The organism is Klebsiella planticola ATCC 33531, assembly GCF_000735435.1.
In the GTDB taxonomy this organism is placed as follows: Bacteria; Pseudomonadota; Gammaproteobacteria; order Enterobacterales; family Enterobacteriaceae; genus Klebsiella; species Klebsiella planticola.
Map to the genome: position 1 here is coordinate 91,278 of NZ_JMPP01000017.1, position 22,353 is coordinate 113,630.

Annotated in this window: 23 protein-coding genes; 14 read left to right on the plus strand and 9 right to left on the minus strand. The window is 56.0% G+C overall.

The genetic code is table 11. From position 1 onward, the window contains the following. The first annotated feature begins 133 nt into the window (after positions 1 to 133). From rbfA to mtr, 8 genes are all read left to right on the plus strand, one after another. Positions 134 to 535 (plus strand): 30S ribosome-binding factor RbfA, encoded by a 402-nt coding sequence (gene rbfA / locus GRPL_RS18385; RefSeq protein ID WP_004106092.1) that lies wholly within the window; start codon positions 134 to 136, stop codon positions 533 to 535. Continuing rightward, the gene (gene truB, locus GRPL_RS18380; protein WP_032690585.1) at positions 535 to 1,479 is read left to right on the plus strand and encodes a tRNA pseudouridine(55) synthase TruB; all 945 of its coding nucleotides are present in this window, start codon (positions 535 to 537) and stop codon (positions 1,477 to 1,479) included. Before rbfA ends, truB begins: the two co-directional genes overlap by 1 nt. Before the next feature lie 147 nt (positions 1,480 to 1,626). After that, positions 1,627 to 1,896, plus strand: a complete 270-nt coding sequence (gene rpsO, locus GRPL_RS18375; RefSeq protein WP_004868066.1) for a 30S ribosomal protein S15 — start codon at positions 1,627 to 1,629, stop codon at positions 1,894 to 1,896. 242 nt (positions 1,897 to 2,138) lie between these two features. Then, a complete protein-coding gene (gene pnp, locus GRPL_RS18370; RefSeq protein WP_004868062.1) occupies positions 2,139 to 4,274 on the plus strand; it encodes a polyribonucleotide nucleotidyltransferase in 2,136 nt (711 codons plus the stop codon). A 108-nt stretch (positions 4,275 to 4,382) separates the two neighbouring features. Continuing rightward, the gene (gene nlpI / locus GRPL_RS18365; protein WP_004868058.1) at positions 4,383 to 5,267 is read left to right on the plus strand and encodes a lipoprotein NlpI; all 885 of its coding nucleotides are present in this window, start codon (positions 4,383 to 4,385) and stop codon (positions 5,265 to 5,267) included. 102 nt (positions 5,268 to 5,369) lie between these two features. Next, a complete protein-coding gene (yrbN, locus tag GRPL_RS27700; protein ID WP_099001532.1) occupies positions 5,370 to 5,450 on the plus strand; it encodes a protein YrbN in 81 nt (26 codons plus the stop codon). Then, positions 5,443 to 7,410, plus strand: coding sequence for a DEAD/DEAH family ATP-dependent RNA helicase (locus GRPL_RS18360; protein ID WP_004868054.1), 1,968 nt, complete (start codon positions 5,443 to 5,445; stop codon positions 7,408 to 7,410). Before yrbN ends, GRPL_RS18360 begins: the two co-directional genes overlap by 8 nt. A gap of 142 nt (positions 7,411 to 7,552) precedes the next feature. Further along, a complete protein-coding gene (mtr, locus tag GRPL_RS18355; protein ID WP_032690586.1) occupies positions 7,553 to 8,797 on the plus strand; it encodes a tryptophan permease in 1,245 nt (414 codons plus the stop codon). Between the two features lie 84 nt (positions 8,798 to 8,881). Here the strand turns inward: mtr and GRPL_RS18350 are convergent, their stop codons facing one another. The 3 genes from GRPL_RS18350 to ubiU all read right to left on the minus strand — a co-directional run bounded on the left by GRPL_RS18350 (position 8,882) and on the right by ubiU (position 11,914). Next, positions 8,882 to 9,889 (minus strand): luciferase-like monooxygenase, encoded by a 1,008-nt coding sequence (locus tag GRPL_RS18350; RefSeq protein WP_032697439.1) that lies wholly within the window; start codon positions 9,887 to 9,889, stop codon positions 8,882 to 8,884. A gap of 142 nt (positions 9,890 to 10,031) precedes the next feature. Further along, positions 10,032 to 10,910, minus strand: a complete 879-nt coding sequence (locus GRPL_RS18345; protein WP_032698733.1) for a U32 family peptidase — start codon at positions 10,908 to 10,910, stop codon at positions 10,032 to 10,034. A gap of 8 nt (positions 10,911 to 10,918) precedes the next feature. Further along, complete coding sequence (ubiU, locus tag GRPL_RS18340) at positions 10,919 to 11,914, minus strand: ubiquinone anaerobic biosynthesis protein UbiU (RefSeq protein ID WP_032698734.1); 996 nt, start codon at positions 11,912 to 11,914, stop codon at positions 10,919 to 10,921. A gap of 221 nt (positions 11,915 to 12,135) precedes the next feature. On the opposite strand from ubiU, the gene ubiT reads away from it, so the two are divergent. After that, the gene (gene ubiT / locus GRPL_RS18335; RefSeq protein ID WP_032690592.1) at positions 12,136 to 12,660 is read left to right on the plus strand and encodes a ubiquinone anaerobic biosynthesis accessory factor UbiT; all 525 of its coding nucleotides are present in this window, start codon (positions 12,136 to 12,138) and stop codon (positions 12,658 to 12,660) included. Next, complete coding sequence (locus GRPL_RS18330) at positions 12,654 to 13,157, plus strand: GNAT family N-acetyltransferase (RefSeq protein WP_032690593.1); 504 nt, start codon at positions 12,654 to 12,656, stop codon at positions 13,155 to 13,157. The genes ubiT and GRPL_RS18330 overlap by 7 nt, the downstream gene beginning before the upstream one ends. Here GRPL_RS18330 and GRPL_RS18325 read toward each other — a convergent pair. After that, complete coding sequence (locus GRPL_RS18325) at positions 13,144 to 13,437, minus strand: GIY-YIG nuclease family protein (RefSeq protein ID WP_172619961.1); 294 nt, start codon at positions 13,435 to 13,437, stop codon at positions 13,144 to 13,146. The genes GRPL_RS18330 and GRPL_RS18325 overlap by 14 nt on opposite strands. A gap of 46 nt (positions 13,438 to 13,483) precedes the next feature. Here GRPL_RS18325 and GRPL_RS18320 point away from each other — a divergent pair, with 46 nt between their 5' ends. The 3 genes from GRPL_RS18320 to GRPL_RS18310 all read left to right on the plus strand — a co-directional run bounded on the left by GRPL_RS18320 (position 13,484) and on the right by GRPL_RS18310 (position 15,739). Continuing rightward, a complete protein-coding gene (locus tag GRPL_RS18320) occupies positions 13,484 to 13,921 on the plus strand; it encodes a YhbP family protein (protein WP_032690595.1) in 438 nt (145 codons plus the stop codon). A 93-nt stretch (positions 13,922 to 14,014) separates the two neighbouring features. Beyond that, positions 14,015 to 14,659: an NAD(P)H-binding protein gene (locus GRPL_RS18315; protein ID WP_032690596.1), complete on the plus strand. Its 645-nt coding sequence runs from the start codon at positions 14,015 to 14,017 to the stop codon at positions 14,657 to 14,659. Between the two features lie 42 nt (positions 14,660 to 14,701). After that, a complete protein-coding gene (locus GRPL_RS18310) occupies positions 14,702 to 15,739 on the plus strand; it encodes a permease (protein WP_032698738.1) in 1,038 nt (345 codons plus the stop codon). 81 nt (positions 15,740 to 15,820) lie between these two features. On the opposite strand, the gene dolP is transcribed toward GRPL_RS18310, so the two are convergent. From dolP to GRPL_RS18290, 4 genes are read right to left on the minus strand one after another with little or no spacing between them, the layout of a single operon-like run. After that, the gene (dolP, locus tag GRPL_RS18305) at positions 15,821 to 16,396 is read right to left on the minus strand and encodes a division/outer membrane stress-associated lipid-binding lipoprotein (protein WP_032690598.1); all 576 of its coding nucleotides are present in this window, start codon (positions 16,394 to 16,396) and stop codon (positions 15,821 to 15,823) included. 9 nt (positions 16,397 to 16,405) lie between these two features. Continuing rightward, positions 16,406 to 16,996, minus strand: a complete 591-nt coding sequence (gene diaA, locus GRPL_RS18300; RefSeq protein WP_004868024.1) for a DnaA initiator-associating protein DiaA — start codon at positions 16,994 to 16,996, stop codon at positions 16,406 to 16,408. A gap of 22 nt (positions 16,997 to 17,018) precedes the next feature. After that, complete coding sequence (locus tag GRPL_RS18295) at positions 17,019 to 17,405, minus strand: YraN family protein (RefSeq protein WP_004868021.1); 387 nt, start codon at positions 17,403 to 17,405, stop codon at positions 17,019 to 17,021. Then, positions 17,363 to 19,471, minus strand: a complete 2,109-nt coding sequence (locus GRPL_RS18290; protein ID WP_032698739.1) for a penicillin-binding protein activator — start codon at positions 19,469 to 19,471, stop codon at positions 17,363 to 17,365. Before GRPL_RS18290 ends, GRPL_RS18295 begins: the two co-directional genes overlap by 43 nt. A gap of 63 nt (positions 19,472 to 19,534) precedes the next feature. Between GRPL_RS18290 and rsmI the strand changes: the two genes are divergently transcribed. Continuing rightward, positions 19,535 to 20,395 (plus strand): 16S rRNA (cytidine(1402)-2'-O)-methyltransferase, encoded by an 861-nt coding sequence (rsmI, locus tag GRPL_RS18285; RefSeq protein ID WP_032698740.1) that lies wholly within the window; start codon positions 19,535 to 19,537, stop codon positions 20,393 to 20,395. A 32-nt stretch (positions 20,396 to 20,427) separates the two neighbouring features. Here rsmI and GRPL_RS18280 read toward each other — a convergent pair whose 3' ends face one another. After that, entirely contained in the window at positions 20,428 to 22,317 is a 1,890-nt protein-coding gene (locus GRPL_RS18280) for an alpha-galactosidase (RefSeq protein WP_032698742.1), read from the minus strand. Positions 22,318 to 22,353 lie beyond the last annotated feature (36 nt).

Consider the following 22,353-nt stretch of genomic DNA (forward strand, 5'->3'; position numbering starts at 1 on the left):
AGCCTGCCGCCTGTGTTGCCCCCAAATCCTTAGACGATTGACTAGCGTTGGCCGGGTTAGCATAGCGCCACCCGGCAATAATTCTAAAAAGGGGCTTATGGCCCCTTTTTTGTCTTTATCTGGAGAATTTATTATGGCGAAAGAATTTGGTCGCCCGCAGCGCGTGGCTCAGGAGATGCAAAAAGAGATTGCTATCATCCTGCAACGCGAAATTAAAGACCCGCGTCTGGGCATGATGACCACCGTTTCTGGCGTTGAAATGTCTCGCGATCTGGCTTATGCCAAAGTCTTCGTGACCTTTCTGAACGACAAAGACGAAGCCGCGGTGAAAGCCGGCATCAAAGCATTGCAGGAAGCATCCGGCTTTATCCGTTCCCTGCTGGGGAAAGCAATGCGGCTGCGTATCGTGCCGGAACTGACCTTCTTCTACGACAACTCGTTGGTTGAAGGGATGCGTATGTCTAACCTGGTGACCAGCGTGGTGAAGCATGACGATGAGCGTCGTGTGAACCCGGACGACAGCAAGGAGGACTGATGAGTCGTCCTCGTCGTCGCGGTCGCGATGTGCATGGCGTGCTGTTGCTGGATAAACCTCAGGGCGCGTCCAGCAACGATGTACTGCAGAAAGTCAAACGTATCTATAATGCGAACCGCGCAGGGCACACCGGGGCGCTGGATCCGCTGGCAACCGGCATGCTGCCGATTTGCCTCGGGGAAGCCACCAAGTTTTCCCAGTATCTGCTGGATTCCGATAAGCGTTATCGTGTGATTGCGAAGCTCGGACAGCGTACCGACACCTCTGATGCCGATGGCCAGGTGGTGGAAGAGCGCCCGCTGACCTTCAGCGACGAACAGCTGGCGGCGGCGCTGGACAGTTTCCGCGGCGAAACCCAACAGGTACCGTCGATGTATTCGGCGCTGAAATACCAGGGGAAAAAGCTCTACGAATATGCCCGTCAGGGGATTGACGTTCCGCGTGAAGCCCGGCCGATTAACGTCTATGAGCTGCTGTTTATCCGCCACGAAGGGGATGAGCTGGAGCTGGAAATTCATTGCTCCAAAGGCACCTATATCCGGACGATTATCGACGATCTGGGTGAGAAACTGGGCTGTGGCGCCCACGTTATTTATCTGCGCCGTCTGGCCGTCAGCAAATATCCGGTTGAGCGGATGGTGACGCTGGAGCAGCTACAGGCGCTGGTTGAACAGGCGGCGGCACAGGATATTCCCGCCGCGCAGCTGCTCGATCCGCTGCTGATGCCTATGGACAGCCCGGCGTCAGATTATCCGCTGGTTAATATTCCCGAAACATCGGCGGTTTACTTTAAGAATGGCAACCCGGTCCGTACAACAGGTGCCCCGCTACAGGGCCTGGTGCGAGTCACTGAAGGTGAAGACGGTAAGTTTCTCGGTATGGGTGAGATTGACGATGAAGGCCGCGTGGCGCCGCGTCGTCTGGTTGTCGAATACCCTGCTTGAGTGCTGTTCTTGCGATAAAAGCCGGCTGCGGGTAGAATATCGCCGCTTAACGTCCGCAAAAGTGTTTTAACATTTTCGGGCGTTGCATCAGGGGTCGCTGAATTAGAGATCGGCACCCTTTCTTTCTTTTAAATCTGGAGTTTTAAAATGTCTCTAAGCGTTGAAGCTAAAGCAAAAATCGTTTCTGAGTTTGGTCGTGGCGAAAACGACAGCGGTTCTACCGAAGTTCAGGTTGCACTGCTGACTGCACAGATTAACCATCTGCAGGGTCACTTCTCCGAGCATAAAAAAGATCACCACAGCCGTCGTGGTCTGCTGCGCATGGTTTCCCAGCGTCGTAAACTGCTCGACTACCTGAAACGTAAAGATGTTGCACGTTACTCTTCGCTGATCGAGCGTCTGGGTCTGCGTCGCTAATTCTGCGAGTTTCAGAAAAAGGGGCCTCAGGGCCCCTTTTTTCGACCAGGCGGCAGCAATTCACTAAAAACTCATGTATTGTTGCTATTAATGATCTTCGTGCAGAGGTTCGCGCGGCTAATGAGAGGCTTGATCCGCAGGGGCGGGTAAAGGTTGTCATTAGTCGCGAGGATGCAGGAGATCGGGTCAACTGACGCTATGTCGTGGATATCGCGTCACCTATTGATATAAAGGATAGAATTTTGCTAAATCCGATCGTTCGTAAATTCCAGTACGGCCAACATACCGTAACGCTGGAAACCGGCATGATGGCTCGTCAGGCCACTGCTGCTGTCATGGTTAGCATGGATGACACTGCGGTATTCGTTACCGTTGTTGGTCAGAAAAAAGCGAAGCCAGGTCAGGACTTCTTCCCGCTGACCGTTAACTATCAAGAGCGTACTTACGCAGCAGGTAAAATTCCGGGTGGTTTCTTCCGTCGTGAAGGCCGTCCAAGCGAAGGCGAAACCCTGATCGCGCGTCTGATTGACCGCCCGGTTCGTCCGCTGTTCCCGGAAGGCTTCGTCAACGAAGTTCAGGTTATCGCTACCGTTGTTTCCGTTAACCCACAGGTTAACCCGGATATCGTGGCGATGATTGGTGCTTCCGCAGCGCTGTCCCTGTCAGGTATTCCGTTCAACGGTCCTATCGGTTCTGCTCGCGTTGGTTATATCAATGACCAGTACGTTCTGAACCCGACTCAGGATGAGCTGAAAGAAAGTAAGCTGGACCTGGTTGTTGCCGGTACCGAAGCGGCAGTCCTGATGGTGGAATCTGAAGCTGAACTGCTGAGCGAAGACCAGATGCTGGGTGCGGTGGTCTTTGGCCACGAGCAGCAGCAGATTGTCATTCAGAACATCAACGACCTGGTTAAAGAAGCGGGTAAACCGCGCTGGGACTGGCAGCCGGAAGCCGTCAACGAAGCGCTGAATGCGCGCGTTGCTGCCCTGGCCGAAGCGCGTCTGAGCGATGCTTACCGTATCACTGATAAACAAGAGCGTTACGCTCAGATTGACGTGATCAAAGCGGAAACCATCGCGACGCTGATTGCTGAAGACGAAACCCTGGACGCTAACGAACTGGGTGAAATCCTGCACGCTATCGAGAAAAATGCCGTGCGTAGCCGCGTACTGGCAGGCGAGCCGCGTATCGATGGCCGTGAAAAAGATATGATTCGTGGTCTGGATGTTCGTACTGGCGTACTGCCGCGTACTCACGGTTCCGCACTGTTCACCCGTGGCGAAACTCAGGCGCTGGTGACTGCGACTCTGGGTACCGCACGTGATGCGCAGAACATTGACGAACTGATGGGCGAGCGTACTGACTCCTTCCTGTTCCACTACAACTTCCCTCCGTACTCTGTCGGCGAGACTGGCATGGTGGGTTCACCGAAGCGTCGTGAAATCGGTCACGGTCGTCTGGCTAAGCGCGGCGTACTGGCCGTTATGCCGACCACGGAAGAATTCCCGTACACCGTTCGCGTGGTATCTGAAATCACCGAATCTAACGGTTCTTCCTCCATGGCTTCCGTGTGCGGTGCTTCTCTGGCGCTGATGGATGCTGGTGTGCCGGTGAAAGCTGCCGTTGCGGGTATCGCAATGGGTCTGGTGAAAGAAGGCGACAACTACGTTGTTCTGTCTGACATTCTGGGTGACGAAGACCACCTGGGTGATATGGACTTCAAAGTGGCGGGTTCCCGCGACGGTATCTCTGCGCTGCAGATGGATATCAAAATTGAAGGCATCACCAAAGAGATCATGCAGGTTGCACTGAACCAGGCGAAAGGTGCTCGTCTGCACATCCTGGGCGTAATGGAGCAGGCGATTAACGCGCCGCGCGGCGATATCTCCGAATTCGCACCGCGTATCCACACCATCAAGATCAGCCCGGACAAGATCAAAGACGTGATCGGTAAAGGCGGCTCTGTGATTCGTGCGCTGACTGAAGAGACCGGTACTACCATCGAAATCGAAGATGACGGTACTGTGAAGATCGCAGCAACCGATGGCGACAAAGCGCAACACGCTATCCGTCGTATCGAAGAGATCACCGCTGAGATCGAAGTTGGCCGTGTTTACAATGGTAAAGTGACCCGTATCGTTGACTTTGGCGCATTTGTTGCCATCGGCGGCGGTAAAGAAGGTCTGGTCCACATTTCTCAGATCGCTGACAAGCGCGTAGAGAAAGTGACCGATTACCTGCAGATGGGTCAGGAAGTGCCGGTTAAAGTTCTGGAAGTTGACCGTCAGGGCCGCGTTCGTCTGAGCATTAAAGAAGCAGCTGAACAGACACAGCCTGCCGCTGCACCGGAAGCTCCGGTTGCTGAGCAAGGCGAGTAAGGTTGCCGTTTGCCCTCCGCGTTGGCGGAGGGCGTATTACGGGCAGGACGCCCTGTTTGCAGCCGGGGAACTGGACGTTCATCCAATCGTTGTCTTCGGGAGTGGGAAATGAAGCCTTTTTTGCGCTGGTGTTTCGTGGCGACAGCTCTCACGCTGGCAGGATGCAGCAACTCTGCCTGGCGTAAGGACGCAGTCCTCGCGGTGCCATTGCAACCGACTTTGCAGCAAGAAGTGATTCTGGCGCGCATGGAACAAATTCTTGCCAGTCGGGCTTTAACCGATGACGAACGCGCACAGCTTTTATATGAGCGCGGAGTGTTGTATGATAGTCTCGGTCTGAGGGCATTAGCGCGAAATGATTTTTCACAAGCGTTGGCAATCCGACCTGATATGCCTGAAGTATTCAATTACTTAGGCATTTATTTAACGCAGGCAGGCAATTTTGATGCTGCCTATGAAGCGTTTGATTCTGTACTTGAGCTTGATCCAACTTACAACTACGCGCACTTGAATCGCGGTATCGCCCTGTATTACGGCGGTCGCGCTAAGTTAGCGCAAGATGATCTGCTGGCGTTTTATCAAGACGATCCCAATGATCCTTTCCGTAGCCTGTGGCTTTACCTCGCTGAGCGTAAACTCGACGAGAAGCAGGCGCTTGAAGCACTGAAACAGCGCTTCGACAAATCGGATAAAGAACAATGGGGATGGAACATTGTCGAGTTCTACCTTAGCGACATCAACGAAAAAACGTTGATGGACCGTTTGAAGGCAGACGCAACGGATAACACCTCGCTCGCTGAGCATCTCAGTGAAACCAACTTCTATTTAGGTAAGTACTACCTAAGTCTGGGGGACAAGGACAGCGCTACGGCACTGTTCAAACTGGCGGTCGCAAACAACGTTCACAACTACGTTGAGCACCGATACGCATTGTTGGAATTATCGCTCTTGGGCCAGGAGCAAGATGACCTGGCAGAATCGGACCAGCAATAGCTGACGAACACATCAGCCCATTTTTTTGTTTGCCATCACCTTAACGGGTGAGGGCGTTGTTGTTCGTTAATACACCTACTTTGAGCCGGTTCACACTTTTCAATGAAAATTACTCTAAATTTTCACGTTGAGTTATGTAGACTGGCCGCCATTAATTTTGAGGCACACGTACTACATGGCTGAATTCGAAACCACTTTTGCAGATCTGGGCCTGAAGGCTCCCATCCTTGAAGCGCTTAACGATCTGGGTTACGAAAAACCATCTCCGATCCAGGCTGAGTGCATTCCGCATCTTCTGGGCGGCCGCGACGTTCTGGGTATGGCCCAGACGGGTAGCGGTAAAACCGCAGCGTTCTCTTTACCGCTGCTGAACAATCTTGATCCTGAGCTGAAAGCACCGCAAATTCTGGTGCTGGCGCCGACCCGCGAACTGGCGGTACAGGTTGCTGAAGCAATGACGGACTTCTCTAAACATATGCGCGGCGTAAACGTGGTAGCCCTTTACGGCGGCCAGCGTTATGACGTGCAGCTGCGTGCTCTGCGCCAGGGACCACAAATCGTTGTGGGTACCCCAGGTCGTCTGCTGGACCACCTGAAGCGCGGTACTCTTGATCTCTCTAAACTGAGCGGTCTGGTACTGGATGAAGCTGACGAAATGTTGCGTATGGGCTTCATCGAAGACGTAGAAACGATTATGGCGCAGATCCCGGAAGGTCATCAGACCGCTCTGTTCTCTGCCACCATGCCGGAAGCGATCCGTCGCATTACCCGCCGCTTTATGAAAGAGCCGCAGGAAGTGCGCATCCAGTCCAGCGTTACGACTCGCCCGGACATCAGCCAGAGCTACTGGACTGCTTACGGTATGCGTAAAAATGAAGCGCTGGTGCGTTTCCTGGAAGCGGAAGATTTTGATGCGGCGATTATCTTCGTTCGTACCAAAAACGCGACCCTGGAAGTGGCTGAAGCGCTGGAGCGTAGCGGCTACAACAGCGCCGCGCTGAACGGCGACATGAACCAGGCGCTGCGTGAGCAGACTCTGGAGCGTCTGAAAGATGGTCGTCTGGATATTCTGATTGCGACCGACGTTGCGGCTCGTGGCCTTGACGTTGAGCGTATCAGCCTGGTTGTTAACTATGATATCCCGATGGACTCCGAGTCTTACGTTCACCGTATCGGCCGTACCGGTCGTGCGGGTCGTGCTGGCCGCGCGCTGCTGTTCGTTGAGAATCGTGAACGCCGCCTGCTGCGTAACATCGAACGCACCATGAAGCTGACGATCCCGGAAGTCGAACTGCCGAACGCAGAACTGCTGGGCAAACGCCGTCTGGAAAAATTTGCCGCCAAAGTTCAGCAGCAGCTGGAAAGCAGCGATCTGGATCAGTACCGTGCGCTGCTGGCGAAAATCCAGCCGTCTGCTGAAGGTGAAGAGCTGGATATCGAAACCCTGGCCGCAGCCCTGCTGAAAATGGCTCAGGGCGAACGTCCGCTGATTCTGCCGCCGGATGCACCGATGCGTCCTAAGCGTGAATTCCGCGACCGTGACGATCGTTTCGAGCGCCGTGGCGACCGCAACGACCGTGGTCCGCGTGGCGACCGTCCGGAGCGTAGCGGTGAAGATCGTCCTAAGCGCGAACGTCGCGACGTGGGCGATATGGAACTGTATCGCATTGAAGTGGGCCGCGATGATGGCGTTGAAGTTCGTCATATCGTTGGCGCTATCGCTAACGAAGGCGACATCAGCAGCCGTTACATCGGTAACATCAAGCTGTTCGGTACCCACTCCACGATCGAACTGCCGAAAGGCATGCCGGGCGAAGTTCTGCAGCACTTCACTCGTACTCGCATCCTGAACAAGCCGATGAACATGCAGCTGCTGGGCGATGCTCAGCCGCGTCCGGACCGTGGCGGCGAGCGTCGTGGCGGTGGTGAGCGCCGTGAAGGCGGTCGCGCATTCGGTGGCGAACGTCGTGAAGGCGGCCGCAACTTCGGTGGTGGTGAGCGTCGTGAAGGCGGCCGTGGTGATGGTCGTCGTTTCAGCGGCGAACGTCGTGACGGTGCTCGTGCTCCGCGTCGTGATGATGCAGCTGCGGCTCCGCGCCGTGATGATTCCGCTGGTCGTCGTCGTTTCGGTGGCGATGCGTAATTAGCGCACTCCGCTAGCGTAAAGTAAATAATACAGCCCCGATCGTGATGATTGGGGCTTTTTTTATTTCTTTTGTACTCGTGTACTGGTACAGTGCTGCGCGTTAACAACGAAAAGCATGAATGACTGGAGATTTCGGCAAATGGCGACACTTACCACTACGGCAACCCGACCGTCCTTATTTGGCGGCGTGGTGATAATCGGCGGGACCATCATTGGCGCAGGCATGTTTTCGCTGCCGGTGGTCATGTCCGGTGCGTGGTTCTTCTGGTCGCTGGCTGCGCTGATCTTTACCTGGTTTTGCATGCTCCATTCCGGACTGATGATTCTGGAAGCGAACCTGAACTACCGTATTGGCTCCAGCTTCGACACCATCACCAAAGATCTGCTGGGGAAAGGCTGGAATCTGGTCAACGGTCTGTCGATCGCTTTTGTGCTCTATATTCTGACCTACGCCTATATCTCGGCCAGCGGCTCCATACTGCACCATACCTTCTCGGAGCTTTCATTGCATGTGCCGGCGCGGGCAGCGGGCTTTGGCTTTGCGCTGCTGGTGGCTTTTATCGTCTGGTTGAGTACCAAAGCGGTGAGCCGAATGACGGCAATCGTACTGGGAGCCAAGGTTATTACCTTCTTCCTGACCTTCGGAAGTCTGCTGGGTCACGTTGAGCCGACGACACTGTTTAACGTCGCCGAAAAGAATGCATCCTACACGCCGTACCTGTTGATGACCCTCCCGTTTTGCCTGGCCTCCTTTGGCTATCACGGTAACGTACCGAGTCTGATGAAGTATTATGGCAAAGATCCCCGGACCATAACCCGTTGCCTGGTTTACGGCACGCTGCTGGCTCTGGGGCTGTATGTCGTCTGGTTACTGGTGACGATGGGCAACATTCCACGCCCTGAGTTTATCGGTATCGCGCAGAAGGGCGGCAATATTGATGTGCTGGTACAGGCATTGAGCGGGGTGCTCAACAGCCGTAGTCTGGATCTGTTACTGGTGGTGTTCTCGAACTTCGCCGTTGCCAGCTCTTTCCTTGGGGTAACCCTGGGCCTGTTTGACTACCTGGCGGACCTGTTTGGTTTTGATGATTCTGCTCTCGGCCGTTTTAAGACCGCGCTCCTGACCTTTGTTCCACCGATCATCGGCGGCCTGCTGCAGCCCAATGGTTTCCTGTATGCCATCGGCTATGCCGGTCTGGCCGCAACCATCTGGGCGGCGATTGTTCCGGCGCTGCTGGCCCGCGCATCGCGCAAGCGCTTCGGCAGCCCACAGTTTCGTGTCTGGGGTGGAACGCCGATGATTGTGCTGATTCTGCTGTTTGGCGCCGGTAACATTATCGTGCATTTCTTATCGAGCTTTAATCTGTTGCCTGTTTACCAGTAAACAGCATGCCCGGTGGCGCGAAGCTGACCGGGCTTGCAGGGGATGAGCAGGCCGGATAAGGCGCCGCCGTCATCCGGCAAAAAACTACCCCAGCAACTCCTCTTTCACCTGCATCGCTAAATCAAACGAATGCAAGCGCGCCTGATGATCGAAGATCTGGCCGTTCACCATCAGCTCATCGGCCTGGGTTTCCCGCAAAATGGATTCCAGCCCGTGGCGGATTTTGGCTTTATCCCCAACCAGCGACATGCTGAGCGCCTGCTGGACTCCATACTGTTCTGAGGCAGACCACAGTTGATGCATATTTTCCACCGGCGGCGGCAGCTGACCGGTTTCGCCGCGACGCAGTTTCACGAATGCCTGTTGCATCGAGGTGAACAGGAATTCGGCATCACGGTTGCTATCGGCGGCGATGATATTAATACATACCATGGCGTACGGTTTCGCTAAGCGTTCGGACGGTTTGAACTGGGTGCGGTAGAGATGCAGCGCCTGGAATAACATATCCGGCGCGAAGTGCGAAGCGAAGGCAAAGGGCAGGCCAAGCTGCGCCGCCAGCTGCGCGCTGTACAGACTGGAGCCTAACAGCCACACCGGGATCTTCTCTCCGTAACCGGGAACCGGGCGCACGTGCGGATTGGGATCGCGGGCATCAAACCAGTCCACCAGTTCGGCGACATCGCGCGGGAAGTTATCAACATCCCCGCCCATATGACGGCGGAGCGCCATCATCGTACGCTGGTCGCTGCCCGGCGCACGGCCAAGCCCCAGGTCGATACGCCCGGGATATAAGGTATTGAGCGTACCGAACTGTTCGGCGATCACCAGCGGTGAATGGTTGGGTAACATCACGCCACCGGATCCCAGATGCAGCGTCGTGGTATTCGCTGCCAGATAACCGATAAGCACCGATGTTGCGGCGCTGGCAATGCCAACCATGTTGTGATGTTCCGCCAGCCAATAGCGGTGATAGCCGCGTTTTTCAGCCAGGCGAGCGAGATCCAGAGAGTGCGAGAAGGCCGTTTTGGCGCAAGAACCCTCGGGGATCGGTGCCAGATCGAGCACCGAGAACGGAATAGATTTGTCAGTCATAAAGGCTCACTTTGTTACAGCATCGTCATCAGATTGAAGGTCTTCTTCCAGCCTGGCGCATTCAGCGAGCGCCAGCCAGAAAAGCTGCAGCTTTCATACTGCATGAAAAGACGAAGCATGCTGTTAACAAAGCGAGCTATTTTCAGGACTGCAGTTCCAGCCCGGCCAGTCGTTTCCAGTAACCGTTACAGTCACTGTTGGCGATCAGCGGCAGCGGCGAGGCGCCGTTTTCATTGGCGCGGAAAGCATCGAGCATAGCAAAGGTATCGTTGCCCAGCGGTGACAGGCGCACCATATCGACCAGCCCCTGCATCGACGTCAGTTCGTTGCCGAGGTTATAGACATAGCCGCTCATGGTCTGAATACCGTTCAGGACAAACACCTGCTGATTCTCCTGGGACAGCACGCTGCGCCCGTTCGGGTACTTGATGCAGCAGGTCTCGCATTCATCTTTCGGGCGATCTTCGGAACGTGCGGTAAAGCAGCGGGCAGAATAGGCCAGCGGCAGGTGGCCGTAGCTCAGGACTTCCACTTCGAACTGATCGCGCAGACCGAGCTCTTCGCACTGGGCGAGCAGGTTCACCAGCCAGTCGCGAGACAGCTCAACCGGCATGCACCAGCGCATCATTCCTTGTTTACGCAGCAGACGCAGGGTGACGGCGTTATAGCAGTTGAGCGCATGTCCGGCGACGAAAGGCAGTTTGCGCTCTGCGCACATATTGACGACGCCAAGGTCGCTGGCTTCGATCAGAAATTCGCCGTTATCGACATAGCGCTTCAGCTCATTGAGTTCGGAAGAGGCCTGCACCAGCGCAAGCGTGGAGAGCACCACCTGCTTACCGCTGCCCGCCAGCGCTTTCGCCATCTCCAGCCAGTCGCCCACTTTGGTGGCGCGGCGTTTGCTGCATACGGCTTCGCCCAGATAGATAGTATCGGCACTGGAACGTGCGGCCTGCTGGTAAAAATCTTCCAGCGTCTCTTTCGACCAGTAGTAAAGCACCGGCCCTAATGAATATTTCATTACTTTTCTCACTGCCATTTACGGTGGTAGGCGCCAAGGGTGGTTTGTGTCCCTTCGGACATGGCACCGAGCGTCTCCATCCATGCGGATTGCGGAATAAAGTTTTGCGGATCGGCTTTGCAGCGATCGATCGCCTGGCGCCAGACTTTCGCCACCTGGGTGACATAGGCGGGGCTGCGCTGACGACCTTCAATTTTCACCGACGCAATATTGGCCGCCATCAGTTCCGGCAGTAGCTCCAGCGTATTCAGGCTGGTTGGCTCTTCCAGCGCATGATAGCGCTCGCCATCTACCAGATAGCGGCCCTTGCACAGCGTCGGGTAACCGGCATTTTCGCCATCCTGATAGCGATCGATCAGCACTTCGTTGAGGCGTGATTCCAGACCCTGCGGCGTTTGTTGCCAGCGGACAAAGCGCGCAGGTGAACAGGCGCCGACGGTATTCGGCGATTCGCCGGTCAGGTAGGAAGAGAGGTAGCAGCGGCCTTCTGCCATGATGCACAGGCTACCGAAGGCGAAGACCTCCAGCGGAACCGGCGTCGTGCGGGCCAGCTGTTTTACCTGATGAATCGAGAGCACGCGCGGTAGCACAACGCGGGCGACATCGAAATTGCGGTGATAGAAACGCACCGCCTCTTCGTTGGTTGCCGACGCCTGTACCGAAACGTGGCGTTCAATATGCGGATAACGCTCCGCGGCGTATTCCAGCATGGCGATATCGGCAAGGATTAAGGCATCCGCGCCCAGCTGTGCCGCCATGTCTACCGCGCGCTGCCAGCGGGCATAACCGTCAGGATGTGCAAAGGTATTGATCGCGATATGCAGCTTACGACGGTGCTGACGCACAAAGCTAACGGCTTCCTGCAGTTTCTTTTCGGTGAAATTAAGGCCGGCAAAGTGGCGGGCGTTAGTGTCATCTTTCAGCCCGATATAGACGGCATCGGCACCGTTTTCGATGGCCGCCTTAAGTGCCGGAAGGTTGCCGGCTGGGCAGAGCAGCTCCATAATTTTTCCTGAAAAATGCGGCCCGTAGGGACGCTGATAGGGTTAATGAGCAGGGATTTTAGTTAACCTTCTGGTGACAATTTTTGATTTGAGGCAGTTAAAAGCGTATTGACGGCGCCAATAATAGGTATCCGTCGTTGTGATTTTGTTGATTTACGCCGCTATGTCGTTTATTTGATATGGCACAATAGCGGAACTATTGCTTTCATGGAGTAAGGCTTGTGTTGGATAAATTGCGTTCCCGGCTGGTCCACTTTGGCCCGTCTTTGATGAGCGTGCCGGTTAAGCTGGCGCCTTTTGCCCTCAAGCGCCAGGTGCTGGAGCAGGTATTAAGCTGGCAGTTTCGTCAGGCTCTGGAAGATGGCGAACTGGATTTTCTCGAAGGCCGCTGGTTAAGTATTAATGTGCGTGATATCGGTCTGCTGTGGTATACCTCGGTGAGCGAAGGGCGTCTGGTGGTCAGCTCTACGGCCGAAGCGGATGTGAGCTTCAGCGCCGATGCCAGCGATCTGCTGATGATCGCCGCGCGTAAGCAGGATCCGGATACGTTGTTCTTCCAGCGTCGGCTGGTCATCGAAGGTGATACTGAGCTGGGGCTGTATGTAAAAAACCTGATGGATGCCATTGAGCTGGAGCAGATGCCAAAAGCGCTGCGCGTGATGCTGCTGCAGCTGGCTGACTTTGTTGAAGCGGGGCTGAACGGCCCGCGGAAACCTGAACAGACATCGGTAGGTGAGGCATGCTGATTCGAGTTGAAATTGGGATTGATGCACCGGGAATCGACGCGTTATTGCGCCGTACGTTTGGCAGCGATGCCGAAGCGCAGCTGGTGCACGATTTACGTGAAGACGGTCTGATCACGCTGGGCGTGGTGGCGACAGATGATGAAGGGCAGGTTATTGGCTATGCCGCCTTCAGCCCGGTCTCCGTTGAAGGCGAAGAACTGCAGTGGGTTGGGCTGGCGCCGCTGGCGGTAGATGAAAATTATCGCGGCCAGGGAATCGGCAGCCAGCTGGTCTACGAAGGGCTGGATTCATTGAATGAGTTTAGCTATGCCGCAGTGGTGACACTGGGCGATCCGGCCTTCTACGGCCGCCTCGGCTTTGAGCCGGCAGCCCGCTTCGATCTGCGTTGCCGCTGGGCGGATACCGCCGAGGCGTTCCAGGTGCGCCCGTTGGCCGATGACGCGCTGGAAGGGGTGCATGGGCTGGTGGAGTACAGCGATCGCTTTAACCGCCTCTGAGGCTCTCCAGCAGAGTCTCAAAAGAACCATCTCCGGCAACGAGGCGCTCTTTCTGGCGCTTCGTTAGCTGCTTGATGCGATACTCCACTCGTAGTGCAAGTGAGTGTTCACCAACTTCCTGGCTGAACGCCAGCTGCAGTTCGCCTTTTCCCCGCAATGCTTTTGCTCCCTTGCCATCCTGATGCTGACAAAAACGGCGCGCAACATCGGTAGTAATCCCGGTGTAAAGGCGATTATCGGCGGTACGTATCAAATAGAGAAACCAGCGCACGGTAGAAATATCGGTATGTTAAGGTAGATGCACCATAACATACCGGAGAGTAAAGATGGATACGCTCGCTGCTATCAGCCGCTGGCTTGGCAAACAGCATGTGATTACCTGGTGCGTTGCCAGCGAGGAAGAGCTGTGGTGTGCCAATGCGTTCTATGTGTATGACTCGCAAAACGTCGCCTTCTATCTCCTCAGTGATGACAATACCCGCCACGGGCAGATGACCGGCCAGCGCGCAAAGGTCGCCGGCACCGTAAATGGCCAGCCGAAAACCGTTGCCCGTATTCGCGGCGTCCAGTTCAAAGGTGAAATTCGTCGTCTTTCAGGTGATGAGGAAGCGGTGATGCGTGCGCGGTACGTCAACCGCTTTCCGATCGCCAGGATGCTGCGGGCGCCGGTCTGGGAAATCCGTCCGGATGAGCTCAAGTTCACCGATAACACGCTGGGGTTCGGCACCAAGTTACACTGGCTACGTCATTCCGATAGCGAGTGAAAGCCCGTAACGGACGTGCAGAGTCCCATCTTTCCCACATACTCTTGTTACCGCGGCGTCCGCCGCTGAAGGGCTGATTTTTCAGGGGGCATAATGAGCCAGGTGCTAATAACAGGGGCTACCGGATTAGTTGGTGGGCACTTACTTCGAATGCTGATCCAGGCGCCGGGCATTGCGGCGATAACCGCAGCGACCCGCCGCCCGCTGGCGGATGCCGAGGGCGTGCTGAATCCTCATGCGCCTCAGTTGAGTGATGCGCTGGCGCAGGTTGTTGACCCCGTCGATATCGTGTTTTGCTGCCTGGGGACCACGTTGCGAGACGCGGGCAGTAAAGCCGCCTTCATTCAGGCTGACTACCGGCTGGTGGTGGATACGGCGCTCACCGGGCTACGGCTGGGCGCAAAGCACATGCTGGTGGTCAGCGCGATGGGGGCCAATCCGCATTCGATGTTCTTCTACAACCGCGTTAAAGGCGAAATGGAAGAGGCGCTGCGCGCGCAGCCGTGGACGCGTCTGACGATTTTGCGACCGTCGATGCTGCTGGGCGATCGAGAGCAAAAAAGGGCCAATGAAGCGGTGCTGGCGCCATTGTTCCGACTGCTGCCGGGAAACTGGAAATCTATCCATGCCCATGAGGTGGCGCAGGCGATGCTTAGCGAAGCGCTGACCCCAGGCCGGGAAGGCGTGACGATTCTGCCATCGGCAAAACTGCGTGAAATTGCGGCCAGCGAAGCGTAGTATTCTGCGCTTCACATCACCACATCTTTCCTGGGGAATGCTATGGCTGGTCAGTCTTCATCTCAGGCGGCATCACCGTTTCAATGGTGGAAGCCCGCGCTCTTTTTTCTCGTTGTCATCGTTGGCCTGTGGTTCGTCAAATGGCAGCCTTACTATGGCAAGGCGTTTACGGCCGCAGAAACGCACAGTATCGGTAAATCGATCCTCGCCCAGGCCGATGCCAATCCGTTCAAAGCGGCATGGGACTACGCGGCGGTCTACTTCCTGGCGGTCTGGAAAGCGGCGGTGCTGGGCGTCCTGCTTGGTTCGCTGATTCAGGTGCTGATCCCGCGCGACTGGCTGCTGCGTACGTTGGGCCAGTCTCGATTTCGCGGTACGCTCTCAGGCGTGCTGTTTTCTCTGCCCGGTATGATGTGTACTTGCTGCGCCGCACCGGTTGCGGCGGGAATGCGTAAGCAGCAGGTATCGATGGGCGGCGCACTGGCGTTCTGGATGGGCAACCCGTTGCTGAATCCGGCAACGCTGGTGTTTATGGGGTTTGTGCTGGGCTGGCAGTTTGCGTTGATTCGCCTGGTTGCCGGGCTGGCAACGGTGTTGATCGTGGCGACGCTGGTGCAAAAATGGGTCAAAGAGGCGGCAACGCAACCGTCAGATCTTCCGGCTGTCGGTGATACCGCGCAGGGACCTTTTTTCTCCCGCTGGCTGAGGGCGCTCTGGACCCTGTTCTGGAATACTATTCCGGTCTATATTCTGGCGGTCCTGGTGCTGGGGGCGGCGCGCGTCTGGCTGTTCCCGCATGCCGATGGCGTGGTGGGGAATACCCTGTTCTGGGTGGTGGCGATGGCGATAGCCGGCTGTCTGTTTGTCATCCCTACCGCGGCGGAGATCCCTATCGTCCAGACCATGATGCTGGCGGGAATGGGGTTTGCCCCGGCGCTGGCGCTGCTCATCACGTTGCCTGCGGTCAGCGTGCCGTCGTTGATTATGTTGCGTAAGGCTTTTCCGGCGAAAGCGCTGTGGCTGACCTGTGGGCTGGTGGCGCTATGTGGTGCGGTGGTTGGCGGACTGGCGTTACTCTGATGAAATCCCGGGCTGCGGCTAACGCCTTGCCCGGTTAGTCACCCGGCTCAGCATTGCGCGAGCCGGGACTATTTTTACTACTTACTTGATATAGGTAAAGGCGGTGGTCACGCGCGACACGCCGCTGACCCGGCTGGCGATATCTGCCGCCGCACGGCCTTCACGGTCCGTGACCAGACCCATCAGGAACACTTCGCCATTCTCGGTCGTCACTTTGACGTTTGACGATTTGACCTGATCGGTGCCCAGCAGCTGAGAGCGTACTTTTGTGGTAATCCAGGTATCGGAAGAGGCGGTACCTAAACCAATCGGCTGGCCCTGACGTACTTCGTTAAAGACTTCCGTTGTCCCTTCGACGCCCATCGCAATTTGTTTCGCGCGCGCGGAGAGATCCGCCACCGGAGACTGACCGGTCAGCAGGACTTTGCCCTGATAGGCGGTAACGTTAATCCGGGCCTGTTTCTTAATTTGCTCGTCTTTCGACAGCGCGCTGTTGACGCGCAGTTCCAGCGTACTGTCATCAACCTGAGTACCTACCGTACGCGGGTCCGTGGCGGCTTTGGTGCCGACAGCTGCCGTTCCGACTACCGCTGCGGCAACGCATCCTTGTAGCAGTAGCGCAGAAAGAATGATGGCGAGGGGCGAGAGAGCCTTCATGTGTTCTCCTTAATCGTCCTGGTGTGGAAAAAGCGTGTTATCAATCAAATCGCACAGGCAGTTAACGGTGAGCATATGCATTTCCTGAATTCGCGCGCTGCGATGAGACGGAATGCGGATTTCGACATCCTGCTGGCCCAGCAGGCCAGCCAGCTCACCGCCGTCGTAGCCGGTGAGTGCGACGATGGTCATATCGCGGGTGACGGCAGCTTCAACGGCTTTCACGATGTCCCGACTATTGCCGCGCGTGGAAATGGCCAGCAGAACATCACCTGCATGGCCTAACGCGCGAACCTGCTTGGCGTAGATTTCGTCGTGCAGGCGATCGTTGGCAATTGCGGTTAAGACCACATTATCGGTATTTAGTGCAATGGCGGGTAAACCAGGACGCTCTGTTTCAAAACGATTAATCATGCTGGCAGCAAAATGCTGTGCGTTGGCGGCAGAGGTGCCATTGCCACAACAGAGGATTTTGTTGCCATTGAGCAGCGACTGTACCAGGGTCAAGGCCGCACGGGAGATGGCATCCGGGAGAGCTTCCGCTGCTGCAATTTGGGTTTGAATGCTTTCAGTAAAGCAGGCTTTAATTCTATCGAGCACGGGATCCCTTAATTCATTTACGCTATTCGCCAAAGGCGTTTCTCAGCCATTGGATGTCGTTTCCGGTGAAGGCTACCACATCGAAACGGCAATCCACAGTGTCAAAGCTCCCATTCTGCCGGGAGAGCCACAGGCGAGCAGCCTGGAGGAGTCTTTGTTGTTTTTTTTGCGTGACGCTGGAGGCGGCATCCCCGTAGCTTGCGCTGCGCCGATAGCGCACTTCCACAAAAACGGTTACCGCGCCATCGCGCATGATGAGGTCAATTTCACCGCCCCGCTCACGGGCGTTGGCGGCGATAAAATGCAGCCCCCGGCTTTCCAGCCACCGGCGAGCCTGGTTTTCCCAGGCATCTCCGGTCTGTTTGGTTAGTTGGCTGCGACGATCTGTCCGTGTTGGTACTTGAGCCATGACAATTTCCTGTTGATCACGCAGTCCTGCGTGGCCGTCAGATCGCCGGTGTTACCGTTCAGCTCGAAGCCCGGCGTCTGGCGCATCTGGGCGAAATGGTTAGCCAGCGACCAGGCATCCGCGCCCATTGCATACAGGCGAGCCAGTGAATAATCGTTGCGCACGGCGGAGAGCGCCTGCTGCATCAGCGCCGGGTTGCTGCCGGCCAGCATCGGGATCTCACTATACTGCAAACCTTCCATCTCCAGGCGGAAATCTGGGCCGGCAGTGCCCTGGGCGCTACGGGAGCTGGCGTACAGGGTGACATTGCTCTGGCTGCCGTTGCGCAGGGCGATCATCGGTTTGATATAGGCAATCTGTTCCGGCGTCGCCAGGATCCAGGCGGAGTCGACGCCACCGCTACTGCTGACCGGGACATCTTCCGGGTTACCGAGGCTGCTGTCAGACGCTGACGGCAGCGTAGAAACGGGCGTTCCGCTCAGAGAGATACCGCTGTTGACGCTGGATTTCAGCTCAGAAGCTGAACCAAAGCGCTGCTGCAGGACGGTTCCGCCACCCAGTTTTAACCACTCGTTGGCAAAGGCGTTCACCACGCGATCGCCGAGCGCGCCGCGAGGCGCCAGCAGCAGCGGCGTTTGTTTGCCCTGATCGTGAATATGGCGCGCCGCGTCACGGGCTTCATCTTCCGGCGAGAGGGCGAAATAGCAAATATTGGCGCGATTTTCGACTTTCTCCGGCTGGTTCAGCGCCAGCACGTTGAGCGAGGTGTTGCTCTTGATGACCTCCTCGACGTTATCTTTGAGCAGCGGGCCGACGACGAGGGTGGCGCCATCCTGCTGTACCTGCGCGAGCAGCTGACTCATTGGTTGCGTGGTGGTGTCGTAAATTTTCAGTTCAGCCGAAGGATTGGCCGGGGTGGTGGCAACCGGCTGGGCCTGCGGTGCGCTGACCGCAGGTTGTGCGGTCGTCGCGGCGGTGTCGCTGGTGGCTGACTGCTCCGGCGCAGCCGCGGCCTGAGTGGCGGCCGCTGCCGTCACCGGAGCCGGCGCCCGATCGGCCGCTGGCGCCTGAACAGGGACCGGCGCGGTATTGGCTGAGGTCAGGTCGCCCACTTCCGCCTGCGAAGGGCTCACGACGTCGCTACTGGCGACATTGGCGGCCTGCGCAACCTGGGCAGGAACGGCGCTTCCGGCGACGGTCGGCGCGCCATTTTTCGCCGCTTCAAAGCCTTGCTGGATGGTACGGCCGAAGACCGCGGCCTGGCCGTTGAGCGGCAGCAGCAGCGCGATCTTATTGGTTGAAGCCGGTTTATAATTTTGCATATTCACCAGCGCCGTTGGCAGCATTTTCGCGCCAGGGTTCTGCGGATAGCGGGTTTGCCAGTCTTTCACGCCGGCTTTGAGTAGGGTGGGATCGTTACGGTTGTCAAACCACATGCGTTGCAGATCCAGCCATCCCTGCAGGACGTTTTCATCGGCATTGATGATCAGCGCGTTAGCCTGATCCTGGGTCATTGAGGTGAGCGCTTTCCAGGTCGCGTCGATATTCTGCTGCTGTTGTTTCGCCTGACTCAGCAGCGGCTGCTGGGCGATCAGGGCACGCAGCAGCGTAATTGACGGGCGGCCCTGGCTGGCATCAATCTGCGCCTGCCAGTATCGCGGCTGCTGATTGTGCTCAAAACTGGCGGGATCGAGCTTCGCCAGCAGCGCCTGAGCGCCCTGGAAATCGTTCTGCGCCAGCTTCACTTCGACGGCCAGCAGAGATTGCTCGCGGGCCTGGGTACCGTTGAGATTAGACGGCAGCTGGTTGAACAGGTCGATGGCCTGCTGCTTTTTGCCTTCCTGTAACAGTGCACGAATGGCGAGTAATTGCCAGTTGGTCTTGCTATCATTCGAGCTTTGCTGCATTTGCTGTAGGTAGTAACTGGAATCTGCCTGTGCCGTACCCTGTAAAAACGCCGTGCTTTGATCCGGGGTATGGGTGCCGCAGCCAGCGAAGATCAAAGCAGCTAGCAGTACGGGCAGACAACGCGCGGGTTTAGAACGAAGAAATGTTGACGGTACCATATGTATCCAGTGATATTTTTTTGGCTCAATGCTCAATATTAATTCGGCAATACGGACGAGACAATGAAACAACACGAATCAGCAGATAATTCTCAGGGGCAGCTCTATATTGTGCCCACTCCGATCGGAAATCTGTCTGATATCACGCAGCGTGCCCTGGAAGTGTTACAAGCCGTTGATTTAGTTGCCGCGGAAGACACCCGCCACACCGGTTTGCTGCTCCAGCATTTTGCGATTAACGCCCGTTTATTTGCGCTGCACGACCATAATGAACAGCAAAAAGCTGAAACACTTCTGGCGAAATTAAAAGACGGGCAGAACATTGCGCTGGTGTCTGACGCCGGGACTCCGCTGATCAACGATCCTGGCTATCACCTGGTACGGGCCTGTCGCGAGGCAAATATCCGCGTGGTGCCGCTTCCGGGCCCCTGTGCCGCCATTGCTGCGCTCAGCGCGGCAGGCCTGCCTTCCGATCGTTTCTGCTATGAAGGGTTCCTGCCGGCAAAATCAAAAGGGCGTCGCGATACGCTGAAGGCGCTGGAAGAAGAGCCGCGTACGATTATCTTTTACGAATCAACCCACCGTTTACTGGAAAGCCTGGAAGATATCTGCACGGTGCTGGGAGAGTCCCGCTATGTGGTGCTGGCGCGCGAGCTGACCAAAACCTGGGAATCCATTCACGGTGCGCCAATTGGCGAGCTGCTGGCGTGGGTGAAAGAGGATGAGAACCGGCGTAAAGGCGAGATGGTACTGATCGTCGAAGGATTTAAAGCGCAGGAAGAGGCCCTGCCCGCAGACGCGCTGCGTACGCTGGCCCTGCTGCAGGCGGAGCTGCCGCTGAAAAAAGCCGCCGCGCTGGCCGCTGAAATTCACGGCGTGAAGAAAAATGCGCTGTATAAATATGCGCTGGAGCAGCAGGGATAAGAGACAGGCCCGGGAACACCGGGCCATTGATCTTATTTGATCGGCGTGGCTTCAAAAACCAGCGTTTGTAGCGGCTGTAGCGTAATCACCACGGCGTCCTGATAATGCTCCGGAACCGTTGGGTTACTGCCGTAGCGAGCGGTCAGGGTGAACCGGGTTGCTTCGCCTTGAGGAATTTCAAAGTCCTTTGTCAGATTCAGGTAGTAACTTTGCGGTTTATCAGAAGGGTTACGCAGTCCCAGTATCGCCTTGTCTTTGCTCCAGGATGCCCAGCCATATACCTCAAGCGCCGTCGGATCGCCGCCGACCCAGTGTGTGTCCACCAGCACGTGGGCATTTTCACGCGACCATTTAGCGGCCTCTGCCAGAACGTCCCACTTGGCTTTGTTCAACATGGACGGCGTGATGTACAGCTCTTGTAGCTGGGTCCCCGTCGCGAAATAGCTCCACACCTGATCGGCAAAATCGCCGTCGGTCTGCACTTTTTCCAGTCCGTAATAGGCATTTTCTGCACTGACAATGCCATGGTACATCAAGGAATTAAGTGGGAATAACGGTCCCTTTCTCACGATTGAGCGCCAGGTTTCCGCGTCGCGATAGGTCATCCACTGCTGTACCGGCGTTCCGGGACCGTACAGATTGATATCATCGCCCTGGCGCCAGATCGAATCGGCATAGAACAGCCATGACGGGCTGGCATCGGTGCCGGTCGTCAGGTTGATAAACAGGTTCGGGTTTGCGCTACGCATGTTGTGTAGCAGGGCGATGGAGGCATCAAAATCGGAAGCAAACGGGCTACCCTTAATATGTGAGTTGGCGTTGCCCATGCCGTCCAGTTTGAAGGAGGTGATGTGTTCGTTCTTAATCAGACTGGCGATCTGTTCATTGAAGTTCTTGAAATAACGAGGCCCGGAGAGCGCAAATTTACCGTCGACCGTTTCAAAACCATACTCTTTGGCATGAGAGACGCGAATATCGCGCGGTTTATTGTAGCCGCCCCACGGTGAGAGCCATAAACCGACGGAACTATGCAGGCTGTCCGCTTTCTCCCTGACCTTACCGAAACCCTGACTGAATGCCGGGCCAAATAGCCATCTTCCGGTACGATCGTCCCAGCCATCATCCAGCAGGAAGGCATCGAGAGGTACGCCGCGGCCGGTAATAAACGCTTTATTCCATTCATCCATACGTCCCAGCACGTCCTGCTCGGTGTAGGTGGTAAAGAAGCCGATGTCCATCCAGCTATTGTAGTGGAGGTAGGGTTTATAAGGCCGTGGGCGAACGGCATCGATAAACTGGTTGACGCTGCGGCGCAGCTGGCTGGTTTCTGCCACGGTGCCAAACCAGGTGGTGTAGCTCACCGGCGTTTCTGGCTGAACGGGCGTTTTAAGTTCAACGTTAAGGTTGGTGGTGCCTTCATAGGCATAAGTATTGACGACAGGTTTATTCGGCAACATAAAAAACGTATCGGCAATAATCGGTGAACTGTTAATAGCGCCATCCACGTAAGGCGCCTGTGCCTGTTTTTTGGTCGGGAAGAAGGTGATTTTCGCGACATTCCGCGCTTTGCCAACCGCGGCAATGGTGTAATTGATACTGGCGTACTTGTCTTTCAGCAAATTCAGCGTCATGGTCACGTTGAAATCGGGATGGATGTACGTCACTACCAGCGTATTCTCTTTTTTCTCAACGCGGCTGATTTTAAAATCAGCCGTATGGATGACGGTCTCATCTGGTAGCGTCAGAAAGAATGGTTCCTGAGGCGACAACTGATGGCCGGAATGCGTATCTTTAACGACAACAGCCGAGCTGGCATCATCGAATGAGAAAGCCATATTGTCGTTATTCAGTGCATAGTTCGCCGCGAAGGCGCCCGGTGACATAAACAGGGCGAGCAACGAAACATTGAGCGCTTTTTTCATGGGGCAGAGGTCCTTTATTTTCGTTTTATCAGCGGT

Excerpts from the sequence above, each read along its gene's own strand:
- rbfA (WP_004106092.1), top strand. The coding sequence starts at position 134 with ATGGCGAAAGAATTTGGTCGCCCGCAGCGCGTGGCTCAGGAGATGCAA.
- truB (WP_032690585.1), top strand. The coding sequence starts at position 535 with ATGAGTCGTCCTCGTCGTCGCGGTCGCGATGTGCATGGCGTGCTGTTG.
- rpsO (WP_004868066.1), top strand. The coding sequence starts at position 1,627 with ATGTCTCTAAGCGTTGAAGCTAAAGCAAAAATCGTTTCTGAGTTTGGT.
- nlpI (WP_004868058.1), top strand. The coding sequence starts at position 4,383 with ATGAAGCCTTTTTTGCGCTGGTGTTTCGTGGCGACAGCTCTCACGCTG.
- yrbN (WP_099001532.1), top strand. The coding sequence starts at position 5,370 with ATGAAAATTACTCTAAATTTTCACGTTGAGTTATGTAGACTGGCCGCC.
- GRPL_RS18360 (WP_004868054.1), top strand. The coding sequence starts at position 5,443 with ATGGCTGAATTCGAAACCACTTTTGCAGATCTGGGCCTGAAGGCTCCC.
- mtr (WP_032690586.1), top strand. The coding sequence starts at position 7,553 with ATGGCGACACTTACCACTACGGCAACCCGACCGTCCTTATTTGGCGGC.
- GRPL_RS18350 (WP_032697439.1), bottom strand. The coding sequence starts at position 9,889 with ATGACTGACAAATCTATTCCGTTCTCGGTGCTCGATCTGGCACCGATC.
- GRPL_RS18345 (WP_032698733.1), bottom strand. The coding sequence starts at position 10,910 with ATGAAATATTCATTAGGGCCGGTGCTTTACTACTGGTCGAAAGAGACG.
- ubiU (WP_032698734.1), bottom strand. The coding sequence starts at position 11,914 with ATGGAGCTGCTCTGCCCAGCCGGCAACCTTCCGGCACTTAAGGCGGCC.
- GRPL_RS18330 (WP_032690593.1), top strand. The coding sequence starts at position 12,654 with ATGCTGATTCGAGTTGAAATTGGGATTGATGCACCGGGAATCGACGCG.
- GRPL_RS18320 (WP_032690595.1), top strand. The coding sequence starts at position 13,484 with ATGGATACGCTCGCTGCTATCAGCCGCTGGCTTGGCAAACAGCATGTG.
- GRPL_RS18315 (WP_032690596.1), top strand. The coding sequence starts at position 14,015 with ATGAGCCAGGTGCTAATAACAGGGGCTACCGGATTAGTTGGTGGGCAC.
- GRPL_RS18310 (WP_032698738.1), top strand. The coding sequence starts at position 14,702 with ATGGCTGGTCAGTCTTCATCTCAGGCGGCATCACCGTTTCAATGGTGG.
- dolP (WP_032690598.1), bottom strand. The coding sequence starts at position 16,396 with ATGAAGGCTCTCTCGCCCCTCGCCATCATTCTTTCTGCGCTACTGCTA.
- GRPL_RS18295 (WP_004868021.1), bottom strand. The coding sequence starts at position 17,405 with ATGGCTCAAGTACCAACACGGACAGATCGTCGCAGCCAACTAACCAAA.
- GRPL_RS18290 (WP_032698739.1), bottom strand. The coding sequence starts at position 19,471 with ATGGTACCGTCAACATTTCTTCGTTCTAAACCCGCGCGTTGTCTGCCC.
- rsmI (WP_032698740.1), top strand. The coding sequence starts at position 19,535 with ATGAAACAACACGAATCAGCAGATAATTCTCAGGGGCAGCTCTATATT.
- GRPL_RS18280 (WP_032698742.1), bottom strand. The coding sequence starts at position 22,317 with ATGAAAAAAGCGCTCAATGTTTCGTTGCTCGCCCTGTTTATGTCACCG.